Below are 17,405 nucleotides of genomic sequence, written 5' to 3' on the forward strand. Positions count from 1 at the left end.
TCAGCTCTGCCCGAGGAACTCCTCGCGCCCGTCCGCCAGCTGCGTCGCGATCGCCGCCTGCAGCGCGGGCCACGCGGCCAGCTCGGGGTCGGCCTCGACCAGCGCGCGGGCGTCGTCGCGCGCCCGGTCGATCACCGCGCCGTCGCTGACGATGCGCAGGAACCGCAGGGTCCCGCGCCGCCCCGACTGCGCCGAGCCGAGCACGTCGCCCTCGCGGCGCAGCTCGAGGTCGACGCGCGCGAGCTCGAACCCGTCGGTCGTCTCCGCGAGCGCGCCCAGCCGMCGGGCCGCGACGGTGCCCTCGGGGGCGTCCGCGACGAGCAGGCACAGCCCGGGCGCGCTCCCCCGGCCCACGCGGCCGCGCAGCTGGTGCAGCTGCGAGAGCCCGAAGACGTGCGCGTCGAGGATCACCATGACGGTCGCGGCGGGCACGTCGACGCCGACCTCGATCACCGTGGTCGACACGAGCACGGGCGTGCGGCCCGAGGCGAAGTCGGCGATCGCGCGGTCCTTCTCCTCGCTCGTCATCCGCCCGTGCAGGAGCCCGACGGCCGCGCCGCCGAGCCGCGGGTCGGAGCGCAGGGTCTCGGCCACCTCGAGCACGGCCCGCAGCGGCTTCTTGGGGGCCCGCTGCGCGGCGGCCTGCGCCTCGCCGACGGTCGCGGGCTCGTCGGCGACCAGGTCGACGCCGTCGTCGGCGTCGCCCGATCCCTCGGCGTCCTCGTCGATCCGCGCGCACACGACGAACGCCCGGCCGCCCTTCTCGACCTCTTCGCGCACGCGGCTCCACGTGCGGTCCATCCAGACGCGGTTGTCGGCGGGCACCACGTGCGTGGTGATTCCGCTGCGCCCGGCGGGCACGTGCCGCAGCTCGGAGATCTCGAGCTCGCCGAACACGGTCATGGCGACCGTCCGCGGGATCGGCGTCGCCGTGGTCACCAGGAGGTGCGGCGCGTTCGCGGCCTTGGCCTGCAACCGGCCCCGCTGCTCGACGCCGAACTTGTGCTGCTCGTCGATGACCACGAGCCCGAGGTCCGCGAACTGCACCGGGTCGGAGAGCAGCGCGTGGGTGCCGACGACGATCCCCGCCTGTCCGCTGGCGGCCTCGAGCAGGTTGGTGCGCCGCTCCGCGGCCGACTGCGCGCCCGTGATCACCGCCACCCGGGTGCCGATCTCGGACCCGCCCAGCAGGCCGCCCTCCGCCAGGTCGCCCAGCATCGCGCGCAGGGTCCGCACGTGCTGCGCGGCGAGCACCGACGTGGGGGCCAGCAACGCCGCCTGCCCGCCGGCATCCACCACCTGGAGCATCGCCCGCAGTGCGACGACGGTCTTGCCCGAGCCGACCTCGCCCTGGAGCAGCCGCTGCATGGGGTGCGGTCGGGCGAGGTCGTCGGCGATCTGCTCCCCCGCCGCCACCTGGCCCTCGGTGAGCGTGAACGGCAGCCGGGCGTCGAACGCGTCCAGCAGGCCCCCGGTCCGCGCCGGTCGGGCCGTCGACTCCTCGCGCTGCGCGTGCGCGCGTCGGCGGGCCAGCTCCGCCTGCAGCACGAACGCCTCCTCGTACCGCAGGCGCGCCTGCCCCTTGCGCCAGTCCTCCTCGGTCTGCGGCACGTGCACCCCGCGCAGCGCCGACCAGCGCGAGGCCAGGTGACGCTCCGCGCGCACCAGGTCAGGCACCGGGTCCGGCACGTCCTGCTCGGTCAGCGGGTCGAACGCCTTGCGCACCGCCTTGCGGATCTTCTCCGACTCCAGGCCGGCGGTCGCCGGGTAGATCGGGATCGGCCACTCGGCCTCCTCGAGCGCGACCTCCTCGTCCACCTCGAGCCCGAAGATCGCGTAGACGGGGTTGGCCAGCTGCAGCCGCCCGTTGAACACGTTGATCTGCCCCGAGAACAGCCCGAGGCTGCCCGGCACCAGCCGCCGGAGGTGGAACTCCGCCGCGTTGCGGTGGGGCATGAAGATCACCAGGTCGAGCGTGCGGGTGCCGTCGGTGATCTTCGCCTCGACCCGCGGCTTGCCCGTCTTCATCGCGGTCTTGATCTCCGCGCCGCGCACCCGCGCGACGAGCGAGACGTTGGCCCCGACCGCGAGGCTCGCGATGTCGGTGACCTCGCGCGAGTCCGCATACCGCCACGGGTAGTAGGACAGGAGGTCGCCGACGGTCTCGAGGCCGAGCCCCGTGAACTTCTTCTGGTCGGCCGGCGTCGCGGCCGCGAACCGCTCGTCCAGCGGCTCGACGGGCGTGTGGACGCTGTCGGGATAGGTCAGCCGGTCCGGGCTCGGCCTGCGCGTCGCCACGTCAGTCCAGCCCGATCACGAGCGCCGGGCCGTGCCCGGTCGGGCCGACCACCGTCGTCTCGACGCCCGGGTGCCGCCCCGCCAGGTGTGCCAGGAGCCCGTCGACGAGCGCGCCGTCCGGAGCGTCCCGCACGAGCACCGTCAGGCTCTCGGCGGACACGGGTCGAGTCACGGCCACGAGCGCGTCGGTCGCGTCGCACGCGGACCGCTCCGTCGCGACCTCGACCTCGCGCACGTCGAGCCGGGCCAGAGCCGCGTCCGCCGCTGCCCTCCCCTCGACGGTCGGGCCGGCGCCGGCGAGCGCCAGCGCACCCACCACGAGCCGGACCTCGTCGCGGGCGTCGAGCACGTGGACGAGCACACCGGGCGTGGCGAGCTCGACCGGCGTGCCCGCAGCGCCCGGCAGGAGGACCACGTGCGCGGCGCCCGAGTCGACCACCGCCCGTTCGAGGTGGACCGGTCGGACCGGCGCCTCCGGGCACTGCACGACGGTCACCGCACCCGTGGCGGCGTACCAGGCCGCGAGCCCCGGCGCCGCCGTGCAGACGACGACGCCCCACCGCTCGGGCCCACCGTCGATCGCCGACCCGCCCGCGTGCGCACCCGAAAGCAGTCGCACGAGCACCTGCTCACGGCGACCCACCGCCGCGCCATCGATCGCCGCGGCCGGGTCGTCGGTGTGGACGTGCACGTGCCACCAGCCGTCGCCGCCCACGACGGCGACCGAGTCGCCGACCGCGCCCATCCGGCGACGCAGCTCCGCGCCGGTGTCGACCACGGGCTGCTCGTCGCTCACCAGCAGCATCACCTCGAACGCCCCGCCGGTGGCCTCGGCCGACGCGTGGTGGGCGGCCGCGGCGGGCAGCCAGTCGAGCGGGACCGCCACGGGCCGCTCGTCGCCGGCCGCGCGGGCCAGGGCGTCGAGCACGACCAGCAGGGCGCACGCGCCGGCGTCGAGCACGTGCGCGGCGCGCAGGACGGGGTGCGCGGCGCTGATCCGTCCGAGGGCGCGCAGGGCCTCCGCCACCGCCTCCGCGAGGGTGGTCGGCAGGTCGGCGCCCGCGTCCGCAGCCGTCGTGGCGGCGCGGGCCACGACGTCGGCGAGCGTGAGGACGGTGCCCTCCTGCGGCTCGACTGTGGCCTCCCGGGCGGCCCGGGCCGCCACCGACAGGCAGCGGGCGGCCTCGTGTGCGCCCGCGGCGGCCGGCAGCGCGCGGGCGAAGCCGGTCAGGTACTGGCTGACGATGACCCCGGAGTTGCCGCGGGCGGCCAGCAGGGCACCCCGGGCGAAGGCCCGCGCCACGTCCGGCGCGCTCGCGTCGGAGCCGGCGAGCGCCACTGCCTCGACGCCCCCGGTGACGGTCAGCAGCACGTTGGTGCCGGTGTCGGAGTCCGCGACCGGGAACACGTTGACGGCGTCGATCCGGTCCCGGGCCGCCTCGAGGGCGGAGCAGGCCGCGGCCGCCCACGTGCGCACCGCCGCCGCGTCGAGCAGGTCCACCGCACCTCCGTCGTCCCCGGCCACCCCGGACAGCTCGAGCAGGCCGCCGCTCCCGCCTGCACCTGCGCTGCACCACCCTGCCTCATCGCACCCACATTTGGGTCGACGTGCCCGATGGGCTAGTCTTGACCGGTTGCCCGGCCATGCTGGGCACTGGTGGTGCCCCGCAGCGGCCCCCGAATCCTCTCCGGAAACGGCATGGAGTCGGCGTCGCTCGTGCGCTCCGACACATACTTCGCCGCACACGCGGCAGATGATCCGTACAGAGCAACAGGAGAAGACCGTGGCTGCCAACTGCGACGTCTGCGCCAAGGGCCCGAGCTTCGGGCACAGCATCTCGCACTCGCACGTGCGCACGAAGCGTCGCTGGAACCCGAACATCCAGCGCGTGCGTGCCGTCGTCGCGGGGACGCCCAAGCGTCTCAACGTGTGCACGTCGTGCCTCAAGGCCGGCAAGGTGCAGCGCGCGATCTGACGTACCCCTGAATCGTCCGAAGGGCCATGAGGTTGTCACTTCATGGCCCTTCGTCATGTCCGATTCCTGTGGCATGGTGACCTCCATGGTCGAGCAGCTGGACGAGGTGACGATCCGCGTCGCCACCGAGGGGGACGCCGCAGGGATCGCCCGGGTGCACGTGCGCTCGTGGCAGGAGGCCTACGCGGGAATCGTGCCCGACGCGTACCTGGCCTCCCTGGATGCCGACGAACGCACCGCCCAGTGGGGCCGGTACCTGCGCGAGGGCCCGCGCGAGGAGATCCTCACGTGGGTCGCCGCCGTGCCGGACCGACTGGTCGGGTTCGTCACGGTCGGACCCGGTCGCGACGAGGACGCGCGGCGCGGCGACCGGGAGATCTTCTCCATCTACCTCGATCCCGGCACGTGGGGGCACGGCGTCGCCCGTGACCTCATGCGGACCGTCATCGCTGAGGTCGGCGACCGGACCACCATCACGCTGTGGGTGCTCGCGGACAACGAGCGCGCGCGGCACTTCTACCGGCGTCACGGCTTCCAGGCCGACGGCGTGGAGCGCTACGACGACATCGGCGGCGAGAGCCTGCTCGAGGTCCGCTACCGCCGAGGCTGAGCCCTCACCCGCCGAAGTGGTCCCAGCCCGACCTCGCCGGCGCGGCCACCCCGTCGACGAGGACCCCCGGGACCGGCCCGTCCGTGACCCGGCCCACGACCCGGAACCCCTCCGGCAGCACGGCTCCGGACGGGAACGTCGCCAGCAGCGCGTGGTCCTCCCCGCCGTCGAGCACCCACCGCTCCACCGTCGCGCCGAGCCGCGCCGCCTCGTCGCCCAGGCGGCACAGGTCCTCGGCGAACGCCGCCACCTCCAGGTCGATCTCGACACCGCTCGCGCGGGCGAGCCGACCGGCGTCCCGCAGCAGGCCGTCGGACACGTCGAGCATCGCGGTGGCCCCTGCGGCGGCCGCGGCCGGTCCCGCAGCCAGCGGCGACACGGGCCGCAGGTACGCGGCCACGAGCTCCGCGTCCGGGTCCACGACGCCCGACTCGAGCAGGGCCAGCCCGGCCGCCGACCACCCGGCGACGCCCGCGTGCGCCACGACGTCGCCCGGGCGCGCACCCGACCGCAGCACAGGCGCGCGTCCGGCCAGGTCACCGTGCGCGGCCACGGAGACCACCACCAGCGGCCCGCCGGACAGGTCCCCGCCCACCACGCCGACCCCGTGCGGGGCGCACTCCGCGGCGAGGCCGCGGGCCAGGCCGTCCACCCACGACGCCGGCAGGTCCGGCGGGATCACCAGGGCGACCACCAGGCTCGTGGGCCGCGCGCCCATCGCGGCGACGTCGGCGAGGTTCTGCACGGCCGCACGTCGGCCGACGTCCTCGCCCGAGGACCACGACCGCCGGAAGTGCCGGTCCTCGACCAGCACGTCGGTGGTCACGACGAACCGGCCGTCGGGCGCGGCAACGACCGCGGCGTCGTCGCCGGGTGGGACGAGCGTGTCGGCGCCCACCGGCAGGAGGGGGAAGATGCGGGCGAGCAGCTGCTCCTCGGTCAGCTCGGAGACGAGCAGAGAGCCTGGGTCGATGCTGGAGGTGTCGCCGGTCACCCCGACACGGTAGAGGTTCGGCGCGCCGCTCGGGTTACCGTGACCGGGTGCCCCAGCCGCCCCTGCACCGACGCCTGCTGGCCGTGGCCTCGGTCGGTGGCGTCGCGGTCCTCGGCGGGTGCGCGAGCACGATCCCGGCGCGGGTCGCCCCGCATGCCACGGACCCCGTCTGCGCGTCCGTCGTGCTGGCCGTGCCGGACTCGCTCGGCGCGGGCCTCCCCCAGCGCGACACCACGGCGCAGGCCACGACGGCGTGGGGCGACCCCGCGGCGCCGATCGTCCTGCGCTGCGGCGTCGAGCCTCTGGGGCCGACGACGGACCACTGCCAGACCGTCGAGACGCCGGGCGGCCCGAGCATCGACTGGGTCGTCGTCGAGGGAGAGGACGGCGACTGGACGTTCACCACGTACGGACGCCAGCCCGCGGTCGAGCTGCACGTGCCCGCCGCGGTCGCGACCGAGCGCTCGACGTCCTTCGTCGACCAGCTCGGGCCCGCCGTCGCCCTGACCGAGCAGGTCCGCAGCTGCGTGTAGGTCAGCGCCCGTAGAGGGAGGCCACAGGGCAGTCGAACGCTGCCCGGTCCGCCAGCCCGACCCGGTTGAGGTACTCGACGATGATCTTGTACGACCGGAAGAAGCCGACCTCGGTGTAGTTCACCCCGAGCTTCTCGCAGTAGTCGCGCACGACCGGCTGCACGTGCCGGAGGTTCGGCCGCGGCATGCTCGGGAAGAGGTGGTGCTCGACCTGGTAGTTGAGCCCGCCCATGACGAAGTCGACGGCCACGCCGCCCCGGATGTTGCGGGACGTGAGGACCTGGCGGCGCAGGAAGTCCACCTTCATCCCCGCGGGGATGATGGGCATGCCCTTGTGGTTCGGCGCGAACGATCCGCCGAGCAGCACACCGAACAGGGCCATCTGCACCCCGATGAACGCGAGCGCCTTGCCGGGCGGGAGCAGCCAGAACAGCAGGCCGACGTAGACGGCGAGCCGCGTGATGACGATCGGCGCCTCGACCCAGCGGTGCGGCACGGTGCCCTTGGCGAGCAGCAGGCGGACGCTCGACGCGTGCAGGCTGAGGCCCTCGAGCATGAGCAGCGGGAAGAAGAACCAGCCCTGGTGGCGGCCGAACCACGCGCGCCAGCCGCTGCGGGTCTCCAGCACGTCCTGCGTCCAGACGACGACGCCCGGCGCGATGTCGGGGTCCGCCCCCACCTGGTTGGGCGAGGCGTGGTGCCGGTTGTGCTTGTTGCGCCACCACGTGTGGCTCAGGCCGACGAACCCGCCGGCGAGGATGCGGGAGGTCCAGTCGTTCCACGGACCCGACTTGAAGATCTGGCGGTGCGCGCTGTCGTGCCCGAGGAACGCGATCTGCGTGAGCACGACGGCGAACCCGGCCGCGACGGCCAGCTGCCACCACGAGTTGCCGACGAGGACGACGGCCACCCAGACCGACGCGAAGGCCAGCACGACGGCGACCAGGCGGGTCCAGTAGTAGACGTAGCGACGACGCAGCAGCCCGGACTCACGGACGTACGCGGCGAGCGCCGAGTAGTCCTGCGCGGTGGCCGCTCGCGCCGGAATAGATGCCCCGGGCGACACGGTAGCGCTCATGCGCTCGCCTCGCGGGTCTGGTCTGCCTGCGAGACGGTCATCACGTTCACCATCGATCTACGTGAGCCGGCGTTGGCTGCCGGCCGTGCGGCGCGCCCCCGGCTGGAGGGTGCGGAGGGGCGCGGTGCGTCCCGACAGTGATGGGGGGACGTCCACCCCGGACGACGTCGTTGTCGCGCCGCGGTCCATCACGAGTGCCCCGAGGGTAGCCTGCCGCGCTGGGTTTGGGCGTACGACAGGGCGAACGTCGGGCGTACATCCGTCATTCGTCACCGCAGACCCGTGGGCCGCGCGAGCGCCAGGCGCAGCAGCTCGTCGACGAGGTCGGCGTAGCCAACGCCCGACGCCTCCCACATCCGGGGGTACATGGAGTACGGCGTGAACCCCGGCATCGTGTTGATCTCGTTGACCACGACCTCGCCGTCGGGCGTGACGAACACGTCGACGCGGGCCAGACCCTCGCAGCCCACGGCCTCGAACGTGCGCACCGCGACGTCCCGCACGGCCTCGACGACGCCCGGCGGCAGGTCGGCCGGGCACGCGAGGGTCACGCCGGCCTCGTCGAGGTACTTGGCCTCGAAGTCGTAGAACGCGTGCCGCGAGTCGGTCACCAGGATCTCCCCGGGCAGCGAGGCCCGGGCCCGGTCGCCGTCGTGGCCCCCGAGCACGCCGCACTCGATCTCGCGGCCGACGATGGCCGCCTCGACGATGATCTTCGGGTCGTGCTCAGCAGCCGCGCGGATCGCTGTCGGCAGGTCCGCCAGGTCGGTGACGCGCGAGATGCCGAGGCTCGATCCCGCGCGTGCGGGCTTGACGAACAGCGGGAGCCCGAGGTCGGCGATCCGTGCGGTCACGCCCTCGGGGTCGCGGTCGAGCTCACCAGGCTGCACCACGCTGAACGGCCCGACGGGCAGCCCGTGACCCGCCAGCACCAGCTTCATCATGTGCTTGTCCATGCCGACCGCGGAGGCCAACACCCCGGCGCCCACGTACCGGACGTCCGCCAGCTCGAGCAGACCCTGCAGCGTGCCGTCCTCCCCGAACGGGCCGTGCAGCAGCGGGAACACGACGTCGACCTCGCCCAGCACGCGCGGCAGCTGACCGGCCTCGAGCACCTGCACGTCGCGGTCGTCGACGGCCTGCGGCAGCAGCACGTGCGCGGCCGTGTCCTCGACCTGCGGGAGCCGGCCGTCGACGATCGCCCAGCGGTCGGGGTCGTCGTCGGCGAGCACCCAGCGCCCGGCGGGCGTGATGCCCACGGCCAGGACGTCGTAGCGGTCGCGGTCGATCGCGCGCAGCACTCCGCCGGCGGTCGCGCAGCTGATCCCGTGCTCGCCGGACCTGCCGCCGAACACGACCATCACCCGTGGTCGGCGAGCAGTCCCGGTGGTGGTCTCGTGGATCGGCTCAGGGGTCTGGTCGTGGCCCGAGGGCTGTGCGGTGGCGTCCATCGCGCCCGACCCTACCTGTCGGGGGCCGGGCCCAGAGCACGACGCCGGGTAACCTGCCGCCGTGACCTCGCAGCGTTTCGACGACCTCTCCCCCGCGACGCTCACGGTCGCGGCCGGCCGGCCGGCACGGACCCAGGGCGCCCCGGTGAACCCCCCGCTGGTGCTCTCCTCGACGTTCGTGTCCCGCGGCGTGCCCGCGCCGGACGAGCCGCTGTACGGGCGGATGGACGCCGAGACCTGGCACCCGTTCGAGCAGACGCTCGGTGCGCTGGAACGCTCGGCCCACCCGGCGCTCGTGTTCGGCTCCGGCATGGCCGCCATCGCCGCCGCCTTCTCGCTCATCCCGCCGGGCGGCCGGCTCGTCCTGCCCCGCCACTCCTACCAGGTCACACTCGCCTACGCCCGCGACCTGGAGGAACGGCTGGGGGTCGACGTCGCGCTCGTCGACATCGACGACACGGACGCCGTGCTGGACGCGTTGCGGACCCCCACCTCGATGCTCTGGATCGAGACGCCGACCAACCCGATGCTCGAGGTCGCCGACCTCCCGGCGCTGGTCGCGGGCGCGCACGCCGCCGGCGCGCTGGTGGGCGTCGACAACACCTTCGCGACGCCGCTGGTCCAGCGCCCGCTCGAGCACGGCGCGGATGTCGTCGTGCACTCGGTGACCAAGTACCTCGCCGGGCACACCGACGTGGTCCTGGGCGCCGCGCTGGCCGACGACGACGACCTGCACGCCCGGCTGCACGCGTACCGGACCCTGCACGGTGCGATCGCCGGACCGTTCGAGGTCTGGCTCGCCCTGCGCGGCCTGCGCACGCTCGCGCTGCGCGTCGAGCGCGCCCAGGCCAACGCCGCGGAGCTCGCGCGGCGCCTGAGCGAGCACCCGGGCGTCGCCGAGGTCCGGCACCCGAGCCTGCCGTCGGACCCCGGCCACGACCGGGCCGCACGCCTGATGGACGGCTTCGGCGCGATCATCGGCCTGCGCCCGGTCGGCGGCCCCGAGGCGGMGGACCGAGTCGTCGCGGCGCTGGAGCTCTGGGTGCCGGCGACGAGCCTGGGCGGGGTCGAGTCGACGCTGGAGCGCCGCCGGCGGTTCGCCACCGAGTCGCTCACCGTGCCGGAGGACCTGCTGCGGATGTCGGTCGGCATCGAGGACGTCGAGGACCTCTGGGCCGACCTGGACCAGGCTCTGAGGGCTGGCTAGCGGGCTGGCTAGCGGGCTGGCTAGCGGGCTGGCTAGGGGCTGGCTAGACCCCTTCGGCCTTGTGCGGCCGGGCGAGGAGCAGCGAGGCCATCTGGTCGACCGGCAGCCCCTCGTGCAGCACCTTGACCACGGCCGAGGTGATCGGCATCTCGACGCCCAGCGTGGTCGCCAGCTCCAGGACCGACCGGCTCGACTTGACGCCCTCGGCCGTGCCGCCCGTGGCGGTGATCGCCTCGTCCAGGGTCATGCCGCGGCCGATGTGCCCGCCGAGCGTGTGGTTGCGCGAGTCCGGCGACGCGCAGGTGGCCATGAGGTCGCCCAGACCGGCGAGGCCGGGGAACGTGTCGGCGTCGGCGCCGAGCGCGAGCCCGAGGCGCGTGATCTCGACCAGCCCGCGCGTGATGACGGTCGCCATGGTGTTGAAGCCGTGGCCGCTGCCCTGCGAGATGCCGACCGCCAGCGCGATGACGTTCTTCACGGCGCCGCACAGCTCGACACCGACCACGTCGTCGTTGGTGTACGGCCGGAAGTAGGCCGAGGCGCACGCCCGGGCCACCAGCTGCGCGGTCGCCTCGTTGGTCGAGGCCACCACGGTGGCGGTCGGCTGCCGGTGCGCGATCTCGAGCGCCAGGTTGGGGCCGGAGACGACGGCGACGCGCTCCGCGGGGATGCCGAGCGACTCCGAGACCACCTCGCTCATCCGGCGGTCGGTCGACAGCTCGACGCCCTTCATCAGGGAGACGGCGACGGCGTGCGGGGCGACGGCGTCGGCCAGCGGCGTGAGGGTGGCACGGGCGCTCTGCGACGGGATGGCGACCGCGACGATGTCGGCACCGGCGAGCGCGGCCCGGACGTCACCCGTCGCCGTGACCCGCCGCGGGAGCACGACGCCCGGCAGGTAGGCCTCGTTGCGGTGCTCGTCGGCGATCTGCCGGCAGACCGCCTCGTCGCGACCCCAGATGGTCACGTCGCAGCCGGCGTCGGCCATCACGGCCGCGAACGTGGTGCCCCACGCCCCGGCTCCGAGCACCGCGGCGCGCAGCCGGGGAGCTCCGGGGACGACCGGCCGCTCCTCGGCCACCTGGTCCGCCGTCACGGCAGCTCGGGGTGGGTCGCGTGGTCGCCGCCGACCCTCTTCTCGCCCTGCGCGAGCGGCTTGCGCATGTCGTAGCGGATCGCCGGCGGCTCCTCGCCGCGGACCTCCTGGAGGAGCGCGGTGATCGCGGTCATCACGCGCTCGGTGGCCTCGCGCAGCGTCTTGGTGTCCTGCGGGCGGTCGTACAGGTCCTCGAGGTCGACCGGCGGGCCGGCCACCACGGTGACCAGCTTGCGCGGGAAGGGCTTGAGCAGCTTGCCGTAGCGCGCCAGCAGGTCCTGGGCGCCCCACTGGGCGACCGGGATGACCGGGGCCTTCGTGCTGAGCGCCAGCCGGGCGATCCCCGTCTTTCCGACCATCGGCCACAGGTCGGGGTCGCGCGTCAGCGTGCCCTCGGGGAAGACCGCGACCGCGTCGCCGGCCTCGACCGCGAGGATCCCCGCCGCGAGCGAGTCCCCCGCCGACGCGGTGTTCCGGAAGACGGGGATCTGCCCCGTCGCCCGCAGCACCCAGCCGAGCACCGGCACCTTGAACAGGGGCGCCTTGGCCAGGATCTTCGGCGCGTAGCCGTTGTCCCACAGGAAGTGCGCGAACGTCAGCGGGTCGATGTTCGTCATGTGGTTCGACGCGACAATGAACCCGCCCTCGGCGGGGAGGTTCTCGGTGCCGCGCCACCGGCGGCGGGTCATGGCGAGCATCGGGGGACGCACGATGCGCGCGACGTTGCGGTAGGCGCGGTTGGATCTGGCCGGCGGATGCACGGGAGCCGATGCTACCGGTGACCCGGAGCGGTCGATGTGCTCATGCCCTCGTCAGCTCGCGGCTGAACTCGGCACCCAGCGCCTCGAGCTTCTCGGTGAAGCGCTCGTAGCCCCGATCGATGAGGCTGATCCCACGCACCGAGGAGGTGCCCTTGGCCGTCAGCGCGGCGATGAGGTGGCTGAAGCCGCCCCGCAGGTCCGGCACCTCGATGTCCGCCGCGGCCAGCGGCGTCGGACCCGAGATGACGGCGGAGTGGAAGAAGTTGCGCTGCCCGAACCGGCACGGCCGACCGCCCAGGCACTCCTTGTAGACCTGGATCGTCGCGCCCATGCCCACCAGGGCCTCCGTGAACCCGAACCGGTTCTCGTAGACCGTCTCGTGCACGATCGACAGGCCCTTCGCCTGGGTGAGCGCCACCACGAGCGGCTGCTGCCAGTCCGTCATGAACCCGGGGTGCACGTCCGTCTCGAGCGTGATCGAGCGCAGGTCGCCCCCGGGGTGGAAGAACCGGATGCCGTCGTCGTCGATCGCGAACTCGCCGCCGACCTTGCGGAACGTGTTGAGGAACGTCGTCATCTCGGGCTGCGTGGCTCCGCGCACGAAGATGTCCCCGCCCGTCGCCAGGGCCGCCGACGCCCACGACGCCGCCTCGATCCGGTCGGACAGGGCCGTGTGCCGGAAGCCGACGAGCCGGTCGACGCCCTCGATCCGGATCACGCGGTCCGTGTCGACGGAGATGATCGCGCCCATCTTCTGCAGCACGTTGATGAGATCCATGATCTCGGGCTCGATCGCCGCGTTGGCCAGCTCGGTGACGCCCTCGGCGCGCACGGCCGTGAGCAGCAGCTGCTCCGTGGCTCCGACGCTCGGGTACGGCAGCGCGATCTTGGTGCCCTGCAGGCGTCGCGGCGCCCGGATGTGGATGCCGTTGTCGGTCTTCTCCACGACCGCGCCGAACTGCCGCAGGATGTCGAGGTGGTAGTTGATCGGCCGGTCGCCGATCCGGCACCCGCCCAGGTCCGGGATGAACGCCTCGCCCAGACGGTGCAGCAGGGGGCCGCAGAAGAGGATCGGGATGCGGCTCGAGCCCGCGTGGGTGTCGATGTCCGCGACGTGCGCCGACTCGACGTCCGTCGGGTCGAGGTGCAGCACCCCCGCCTCGGCGTCGGCGTCGACCTTGACGCCGTGCAGCTCGAGCAGGCCTGTCACCACGCCGACGTCGCGGATCTGGGGGACGTTGCGCAGGACGCTCGGCGTCTCGCCCAGCAGGGCCGCGACCATCGCCTTGGAGACGAAGTTCTTGGCACCGCGGACGGTGATCTCACCCGACAGGGGGTTGCCACCGTTGACGTACAGCAGATCGCTCATCGAAACATCGTCTCCCACGCGCGGGGGTGCTCCCGACCGTCCGAGCGGCGGCGCGCCGAGGTCGGTGCCGAACCTTCACACGGCCGGGCCCGCGGATTACTTCTTCTTGGTGCTGCCCTTGCCGGACTTCTTCCCGGCCTTCTTCGAGTCAGCCTTCTTCGCGTCAGCCTTCTTCGCCGCGGCCTTCTTCGCGTCGGCCCGCTTCTTCGCCTCGGCCTTCTTCGCCGCGTCGGCCCGCTTCTTGACGTCGGCCTTCTTGGCGTCGGCCTTGGCCTTCGCCTTCTGCGTCGCCTTGCTCTTCGGGGCCGCTGCGGCCTTGACCTTCGGCGCCACGTCCACCGACGGCCGTGCGGGGCCCGGCGCCGCTGCCGGCGCGGTGAGCCCCTGCAGCGAGCCGAGGTCCGCGACCGCGCCCAACGGCTCTCCGGCTCCGGCCGCCACGCGTGCGCGCAGCGTGGCACCGGGGTGGAAGCGAGCGACGGTCGTCGCCGCGACCTCGAGGGTCTCCCCCGTGCGGGGGTTGCGGGCCGTGCGTGCGGCGCGGCCGGCCGCCTCGAACGTGCCGAAGCCCGTGAGCGTCACGCGCTCGCCGGCGGCCAGCGCCGACGTGATCTCGTCGACGACCGCCTCGACTGCGGCGAGCGCGGCGCCCTTCGACGCGCCTCGAGCAGCGATCCGGTCGGCGATCTGCGACTTGCCCAGCATGGTCGTCCTCTCTGGGCCGACACGCTCCGCGTCGTTGCCCGCTGCCACGCTATCGACAGCGGACGCCCGGCGGGCCACCCGCGTGGGCGACCCGCCGGGGCGACCTCAGGGGCGTCGGCCGATCTCGACCGGCACGCCGGCCGGTCGGGCGGCCACGATCTCGACGGGCGGCAGGTGCTTGGCGGGCAGCGTCGCGGGCCGCCACGGCTCGCGGCGCGCCTCGAAGTCGGAGATCTCGTCGGCGTGCTCGAGGGTGAGCCCGATGTCGTCGAGACCCTCCATCAGGCGCCAGCGCGTGTAGTCGTCCACCTGGAAGGGCACCACGACGTCGTCGCACGTGATCGTCTTCGACTCGAGGTCGACGGTGACCTCGGTGCCGGGGCGCGTCTCGAGGATCTTCCAGATGAGCTCGATGTCCTCCTGCGCCGCCTGGGCGGCGAGCAGCCCCTGCTTGCCGGAGTTGCCACGGAAGATGTCCGCGAAGCGGTTCGAGATGACGACCTTGAACCCGTAGTCCTTGAGCGCCCACACGGCGTGCTCGCGCGACGAGCCGGTGCCGAAGTCGGGGCCGGCGACGAGCACGGACCCAGCCTTGTACGCGTCCTGGTTGAGGATGAACGACGGGTCACCGCGCCAGGCGGCGAACAACGCGTCCTCGAACCCCGTGCGCGTCACGCGCTTGAGGTAGACGGCCGGGATGATCTGGTCGGTGTCCACGTTGCTGCGCCGCAGCGGGACGCCGACGCCGGTGTGCTGGCTGAACTTCTCCATGGCTGTGTCTCTTTCTCGGTTCCCGAGCTTCCCCGGGTCAGACCGTCTGGAGGTCGGTGAGAGGGCTGCCGTCGGGCGTCGGGGCACCGGTGGCGAGGTCGGCGTACGACGAGAGCGTGCCGCGGATGGCAGTGGCGGCGGCGACGAGCGGCGAGACCAGGTGCGTCCGGCCGCCCTTGCCCTGCCGGCCCTCGAAGTTGCGGTTCGACGTCGACGCCGAGCGCTCGCCAGGGGCGAGCTGGTCGGGGTTCATGCCCAGACACATCGAGCAGCCGGCGTTGCGCCACTCGGCGCCGAAGTCGAGGAAGATCTTGTCGAGGCCCTCGGCCTCCGCCTGCAACCGGACACGTGCCGAGGCCGGCACCACCAGGACGCGGACGTCGTCGGACTTGTGCTTGCCGCGGATGACCTTGGCCACCGAGCGCAGGTCCTCGATGCGACCGTTGGTGCACGAGCCGATGAAGACCGTGTCGACCTTGATCTCGCGCAGCGGCTGGCCCGGCGTCAGGCCCATGTACTCGATGGCGCGCTCGGCGGCGACGCGCTCGTTGGCGTCGGCGATCTCCTCCGGCACCGGGACCGAGCCGGACAGCGGCAGCCCCTGGCCCGGGTTGGTGCCCCACGTGACGAACGGCTCGAGGTCCTCCGCCTTCAGCACGACCTCGACGTCGAACTCGGCGTCGTCGTCGGTCTTCAGCGTGCTCCAGTACGCGACGGCGGCATCCCAGTCCGCGCCCTCGGGGGCGTGCGGACGGCCCTTGAGGTAGTCGAACGTGGTCTGGTCGGGGGCGATCATGCCCGCGCGGGCGCCGGCCTCGATCGACATGTTGCAGACCGTCATGCGGGCTTCCATCGACAGCGCCCGGATCGCCTCGCCGCGGTACTCGAGCACGTAGCCCTGCCCGCCGCCGGTGCCGATCTTCGCGATGATCGCCAGGATGATGTCCTTGCTGGTGGCGCCGGGCGGCAGCTCGCCGTCGACCGTGATGGCCATCGTCTTGAACGGCGCGAGCGGGAGCGTCTGCGTGGCGAGCACGTGCTCGACCTCGCTGGTGCCGATGCCGAACGCGAGGGCGCCGAACGCGCCGTGCGTGGACGTGTGCGAGTCGCCGCAGACGACCGTGAGGCCCGGCTGCGTGAGGCCCAGCTGCGGTCCCACCTGGTGGACGATGCCCTGGTCGGCGTCGCCGAGCGAGTGGATGCGCACGCCGAACTCCGCGGCGTTGTTGCGAAGCGTCTGGATCTGCGTGCGGCTCGTCTCGTCGGCGATCGGCCGGTCGATGTCGAGCGTCGGGGTGTTGTGGTCCTCCGTCGCGAGCGTGAGGTCCGGCCGGCGGACCGGGCGGCCCGCGAGGCGCAGGCCCTCGAACGCCTGCGGGCTCGTCACCTCGTGCACCAGGTGGAGGTCGATGTAGAGGAGGTCAGGGGCGCCGTCCGTGCCCCGTCGCACGACGTGCGCGTCCCAGACCTTCTCCGCCAACGTGCCGGCCATCTTCTCGGTCCGTTCTCTCGTTCGTACTCTCGGCCGGGAGTGTGGTTTTCCCGGCTCGTCTGCCGTCGCACTTGCATCTCAGCCTTCGAGACGCCAATATCGACCTATGGACAACTCTAGCGGAGTCGGCGTGCTGGACAAGGCCGCATCCGTTCTCAGCGCCCTCGAGGCCGGCCCAGCCACGCTCGCGCAGCTCGTCACCGCCACCCATCTTGCTCGCCCGACGGCCCACCGGCTGGCCGTGGCGCTCGAGCACCACCGTCTGGTGGCGCGCGACATGCAGGGTCGGTTCGTGCTCGGCCCGCGCCTCTCGGAGCTCGCGACGGCCGCCGGCGAGGACCGCCTGCTCGCCGCCGCCGGTCCCGTGCTGGCCGCCCTGCGCGACCACACCGGCGAGAGCGCGCAGCTCTACCGACGCCAGGGCGACCAGCGCATCTGCGTGGCGGCGGCCGAGCGGCCCATCGGCCTGCGCGACTCGATCCCGGTGGGCGCCACGCTCACCATGCACGCGGGCTCCGCGGCGCAGATCCTGCTCGCCTGGGAGGAGCCGGACCGCCTCCACCGGGGGCTGCAGGGCGCCAAGTTCACCGCCACGATCCTGTCCGGCGTCCGTCGCCGCGGCTGGGCGCAGTCGGTGTCCGAGCGCGAGGTCGGCGTCGCGTCGGTGTCCGCCCCCGTGCGCGGCCCGTCGGGCCGGATCGTCGCCGCGGTGTCGGTCTCCGGCCCGCTCGAGCGACTCTCCCGACAGCCCGGCCGGCTGCACGCCGCCGCGGTCGTCTCGGCGGCCAACCGCCTCACCGAGGTGCTCCGCCGAACGGCCGACTGATGGCTGTGCGGGGCGCCGCGGCCAGCCGACGACGGCTGCGCAACCGCGTGGCGGCCATCGGGTTCGCCGTCGGGTTCGTCGTGGGCGCGCTCCTGGCCGCGCTCGGCGGGGGTGGCGCAAGCGGAGCCGTGATCACCGGCGTGTTCATCGGCGCGCTCGTGGCCGTCATCGGCGCGATCGTCGTCGCCCTCCTGAAGACGTCCTCCCACGGCCCACCCGGGCAGCACTGACAGCTCGG

The 17,405-nt window shown here is 73.4% G+C and carries 17 protein-coding genes; 6 read left to right on the forward strand and 11 right to left on the reverse strand.

Annotation, left to right across the window (positions count from 1 at the left end; translation table 11 throughout):
• Together ACXJKA_RS16930 and ACXJKA_RS16935 are read right to left on the reverse strand one after the other, a co-directional pair.
• Window positions 1–2,298, reverse strand: a complete 2,298-nt coding sequence (locus ACXJKA_RS16930; protein ID WP_456826381.1) for an ATP-dependent DNA helicase RecG — start codon at window positions 2,296–2,298, stop codon at window positions 1–3.
• Between the two features lies 1 nt (window position 2,299).
• Entirely contained in the window at window positions 2,300–3,799 is a 1,500-nt protein-coding gene (locus ACXJKA_RS16935; RefSeq protein ID WP_456826382.1) for a DAK2 domain-containing protein, read from the reverse strand.
• Between the two features lie 283 nt (window positions 3,800–4,082).
• Between ACXJKA_RS16935 and rpmB the strand changes: the two genes are divergently transcribed.
• Window positions 4,083–4,274: a 50S ribosomal protein L28 gene (gene rpmB / locus ACXJKA_RS16940; RefSeq protein WP_028050248.1), complete on the forward strand. Its 192-nt coding sequence runs from the start codon at window positions 4,083–4,085 to the stop codon at window positions 4,272–4,274.
• Between the two features lie 85 nt (window positions 4,275–4,359).
• Complete coding sequence (locus ACXJKA_RS16945; protein WP_456826383.1) at window positions 4,360–4,884, forward strand: N-acetyltransferase family protein; 525 nt, start codon at window positions 4,360–4,362, stop codon at window positions 4,882–4,884.
• Between the two features lie 4 nt (window positions 4,885–4,888).
• Here ACXJKA_RS16945 and ACXJKA_RS16950 read toward each other — a convergent pair whose 3' ends face one another.
• Window positions 4,889–5,878 carry a thiamine-phosphate kinase gene (locus ACXJKA_RS16950; RefSeq protein ID WP_456826384.1) on the reverse strand — a complete coding sequence of 330 codons (990 nt, stop codon included), beginning with the start codon at window positions 5,876–5,878 and terminating at the stop codon, window positions 4,889–4,891.
• Between the two features lie 47 nt (window positions 5,879–5,925).
• Here ACXJKA_RS16950 and ACXJKA_RS16955 point away from each other — a divergent pair, with 47 nt between their 5' ends.
• Entirely contained in the window at window positions 5,926–6,411 is a 486-nt protein-coding gene (locus ACXJKA_RS16955; protein ID WP_456826385.1) for a DUF3515 family protein, read from the forward strand.
• A gap of 1 nt (window position 6,412) precedes the next feature.
• On the opposite strand, the gene ACXJKA_RS16960 is transcribed toward ACXJKA_RS16955, so the two are convergent.
• Both ACXJKA_RS16960 and ACXJKA_RS16965 read right to left on the reverse strand, forming a co-directional pair.
• On the reverse strand, window positions 6,413–7,489 hold the full coding sequence (locus ACXJKA_RS16960) for a fatty acid desaturase family protein (protein WP_456826386.1): 1,077 nt from the start codon (window positions 7,487–7,489) through the stop codon (window positions 6,413–6,415).
• A gap of 269 nt (window positions 7,490–7,758) precedes the next feature.
• Window positions 7,759–8,940 (reverse strand): D-alanine--D-alanine ligase family protein, encoded by a 1,182-nt coding sequence (locus tag ACXJKA_RS16965; protein WP_456826387.1) that lies wholly within the window; start codon window positions 8,938–8,940, stop codon window positions 7,759–7,761.
• Window positions 8,941–9,001: 61 nt separating this feature from the next.
• On the opposite strand from ACXJKA_RS16965, the gene ACXJKA_RS16970 reads away from it, so the two are divergent.
• Entirely contained in the window at window positions 9,002–10,147 is a 1,146-nt protein-coding gene (locus ACXJKA_RS16970) for a trans-sulfuration enzyme family protein (RefSeq protein WP_456826388.1), read from the forward strand.
• Between the two features lie 43 nt (window positions 10,148–10,190).
• Here the strand turns inward: ACXJKA_RS16970 and ACXJKA_RS16975 are convergent, their stop codons facing one another.
• From ACXJKA_RS16975 to leuC, 6 genes are all read right to left on the reverse strand, one after another.
• Window positions 10,191–11,243 (reverse strand): NAD(P)H-dependent glycerol-3-phosphate dehydrogenase, encoded by a 1,053-nt coding sequence (locus ACXJKA_RS16975; RefSeq protein ID WP_456826389.1) that lies wholly within the window; start codon window positions 11,241–11,243, stop codon window positions 10,191–10,193.
• Window positions 11,240–12,004 carry a lysophospholipid acyltransferase family protein gene (locus ACXJKA_RS16980; RefSeq protein WP_456826390.1) on the reverse strand — a complete coding sequence of 255 codons (765 nt, stop codon included), beginning with the start codon at window positions 12,002–12,004 and terminating at the stop codon, window positions 11,240–11,242. The genes ACXJKA_RS16975 and ACXJKA_RS16980 overlap by 4 nt, the downstream gene beginning before the upstream one ends.
• Before the next feature lie 40 nt (window positions 12,005–12,044).
• Complete coding sequence (gene murA, locus ACXJKA_RS16985; RefSeq protein WP_456826391.1) at window positions 12,045–13,373, reverse strand: UDP-N-acetylglucosamine 1-carboxyvinyltransferase; 1,329 nt, start codon at window positions 13,371–13,373, stop codon at window positions 12,045–12,047.
• A 96-nt stretch (window positions 13,374–13,469) separates the two neighbouring features.
• On the reverse strand, window positions 13,470–14,078 hold the full coding sequence (locus ACXJKA_RS16990) for an HU family DNA-binding protein (protein ID WP_456826392.1): 609 nt from the start codon (window positions 14,076–14,078) through the stop codon (window positions 13,470–13,472).
• Window positions 14,079–14,183: 105 nt separating this feature from the next.
• On the reverse strand, window positions 14,184–14,849 hold the full coding sequence (gene leuD, locus ACXJKA_RS16995; RefSeq protein ID WP_456826393.1) for a 3-isopropylmalate dehydratase small subunit: 666 nt from the start codon (window positions 14,847–14,849) through the stop codon (window positions 14,184–14,186).
• A gap of 37 nt (window positions 14,850–14,886) precedes the next feature.
• Window positions 14,887–16,341 (reverse strand): 3-isopropylmalate dehydratase large subunit, encoded by a 1,455-nt coding sequence (leuC, locus tag ACXJKA_RS17000; protein WP_456826394.1) that lies wholly within the window; start codon window positions 16,339–16,341, stop codon window positions 14,887–14,889.
• A gap of 106 nt (window positions 16,342–16,447) precedes the next feature.
• Between leuC and ACXJKA_RS17005 the strand changes: the two genes are divergently transcribed.
• Both ACXJKA_RS17005 and ACXJKA_RS17010 read left to right on the forward strand, forming a co-directional pair.
• Window positions 16,448–17,167, forward strand: coding sequence for an IclR family transcriptional regulator (locus ACXJKA_RS17005; RefSeq protein WP_028046824.1), 720 nt, complete (start codon window positions 16,448–16,450; stop codon window positions 17,165–17,167).
• The gene (locus tag ACXJKA_RS17010) at window positions 17,167–17,397 is read left to right on the forward strand and encodes a hypothetical protein (protein WP_456826395.1); all 231 of its coding nucleotides are present in this window, start codon (window positions 17,167–17,169) and stop codon (window positions 17,395–17,397) included. Before ACXJKA_RS17005 ends, ACXJKA_RS17010 begins: the two co-directional genes overlap by 1 nt.
• Window positions 17,398–17,405 lie beyond the last annotated feature (8 nt).

The organism is Cellulomonas sp. P5_E12 (assembly GCF_054049315.1).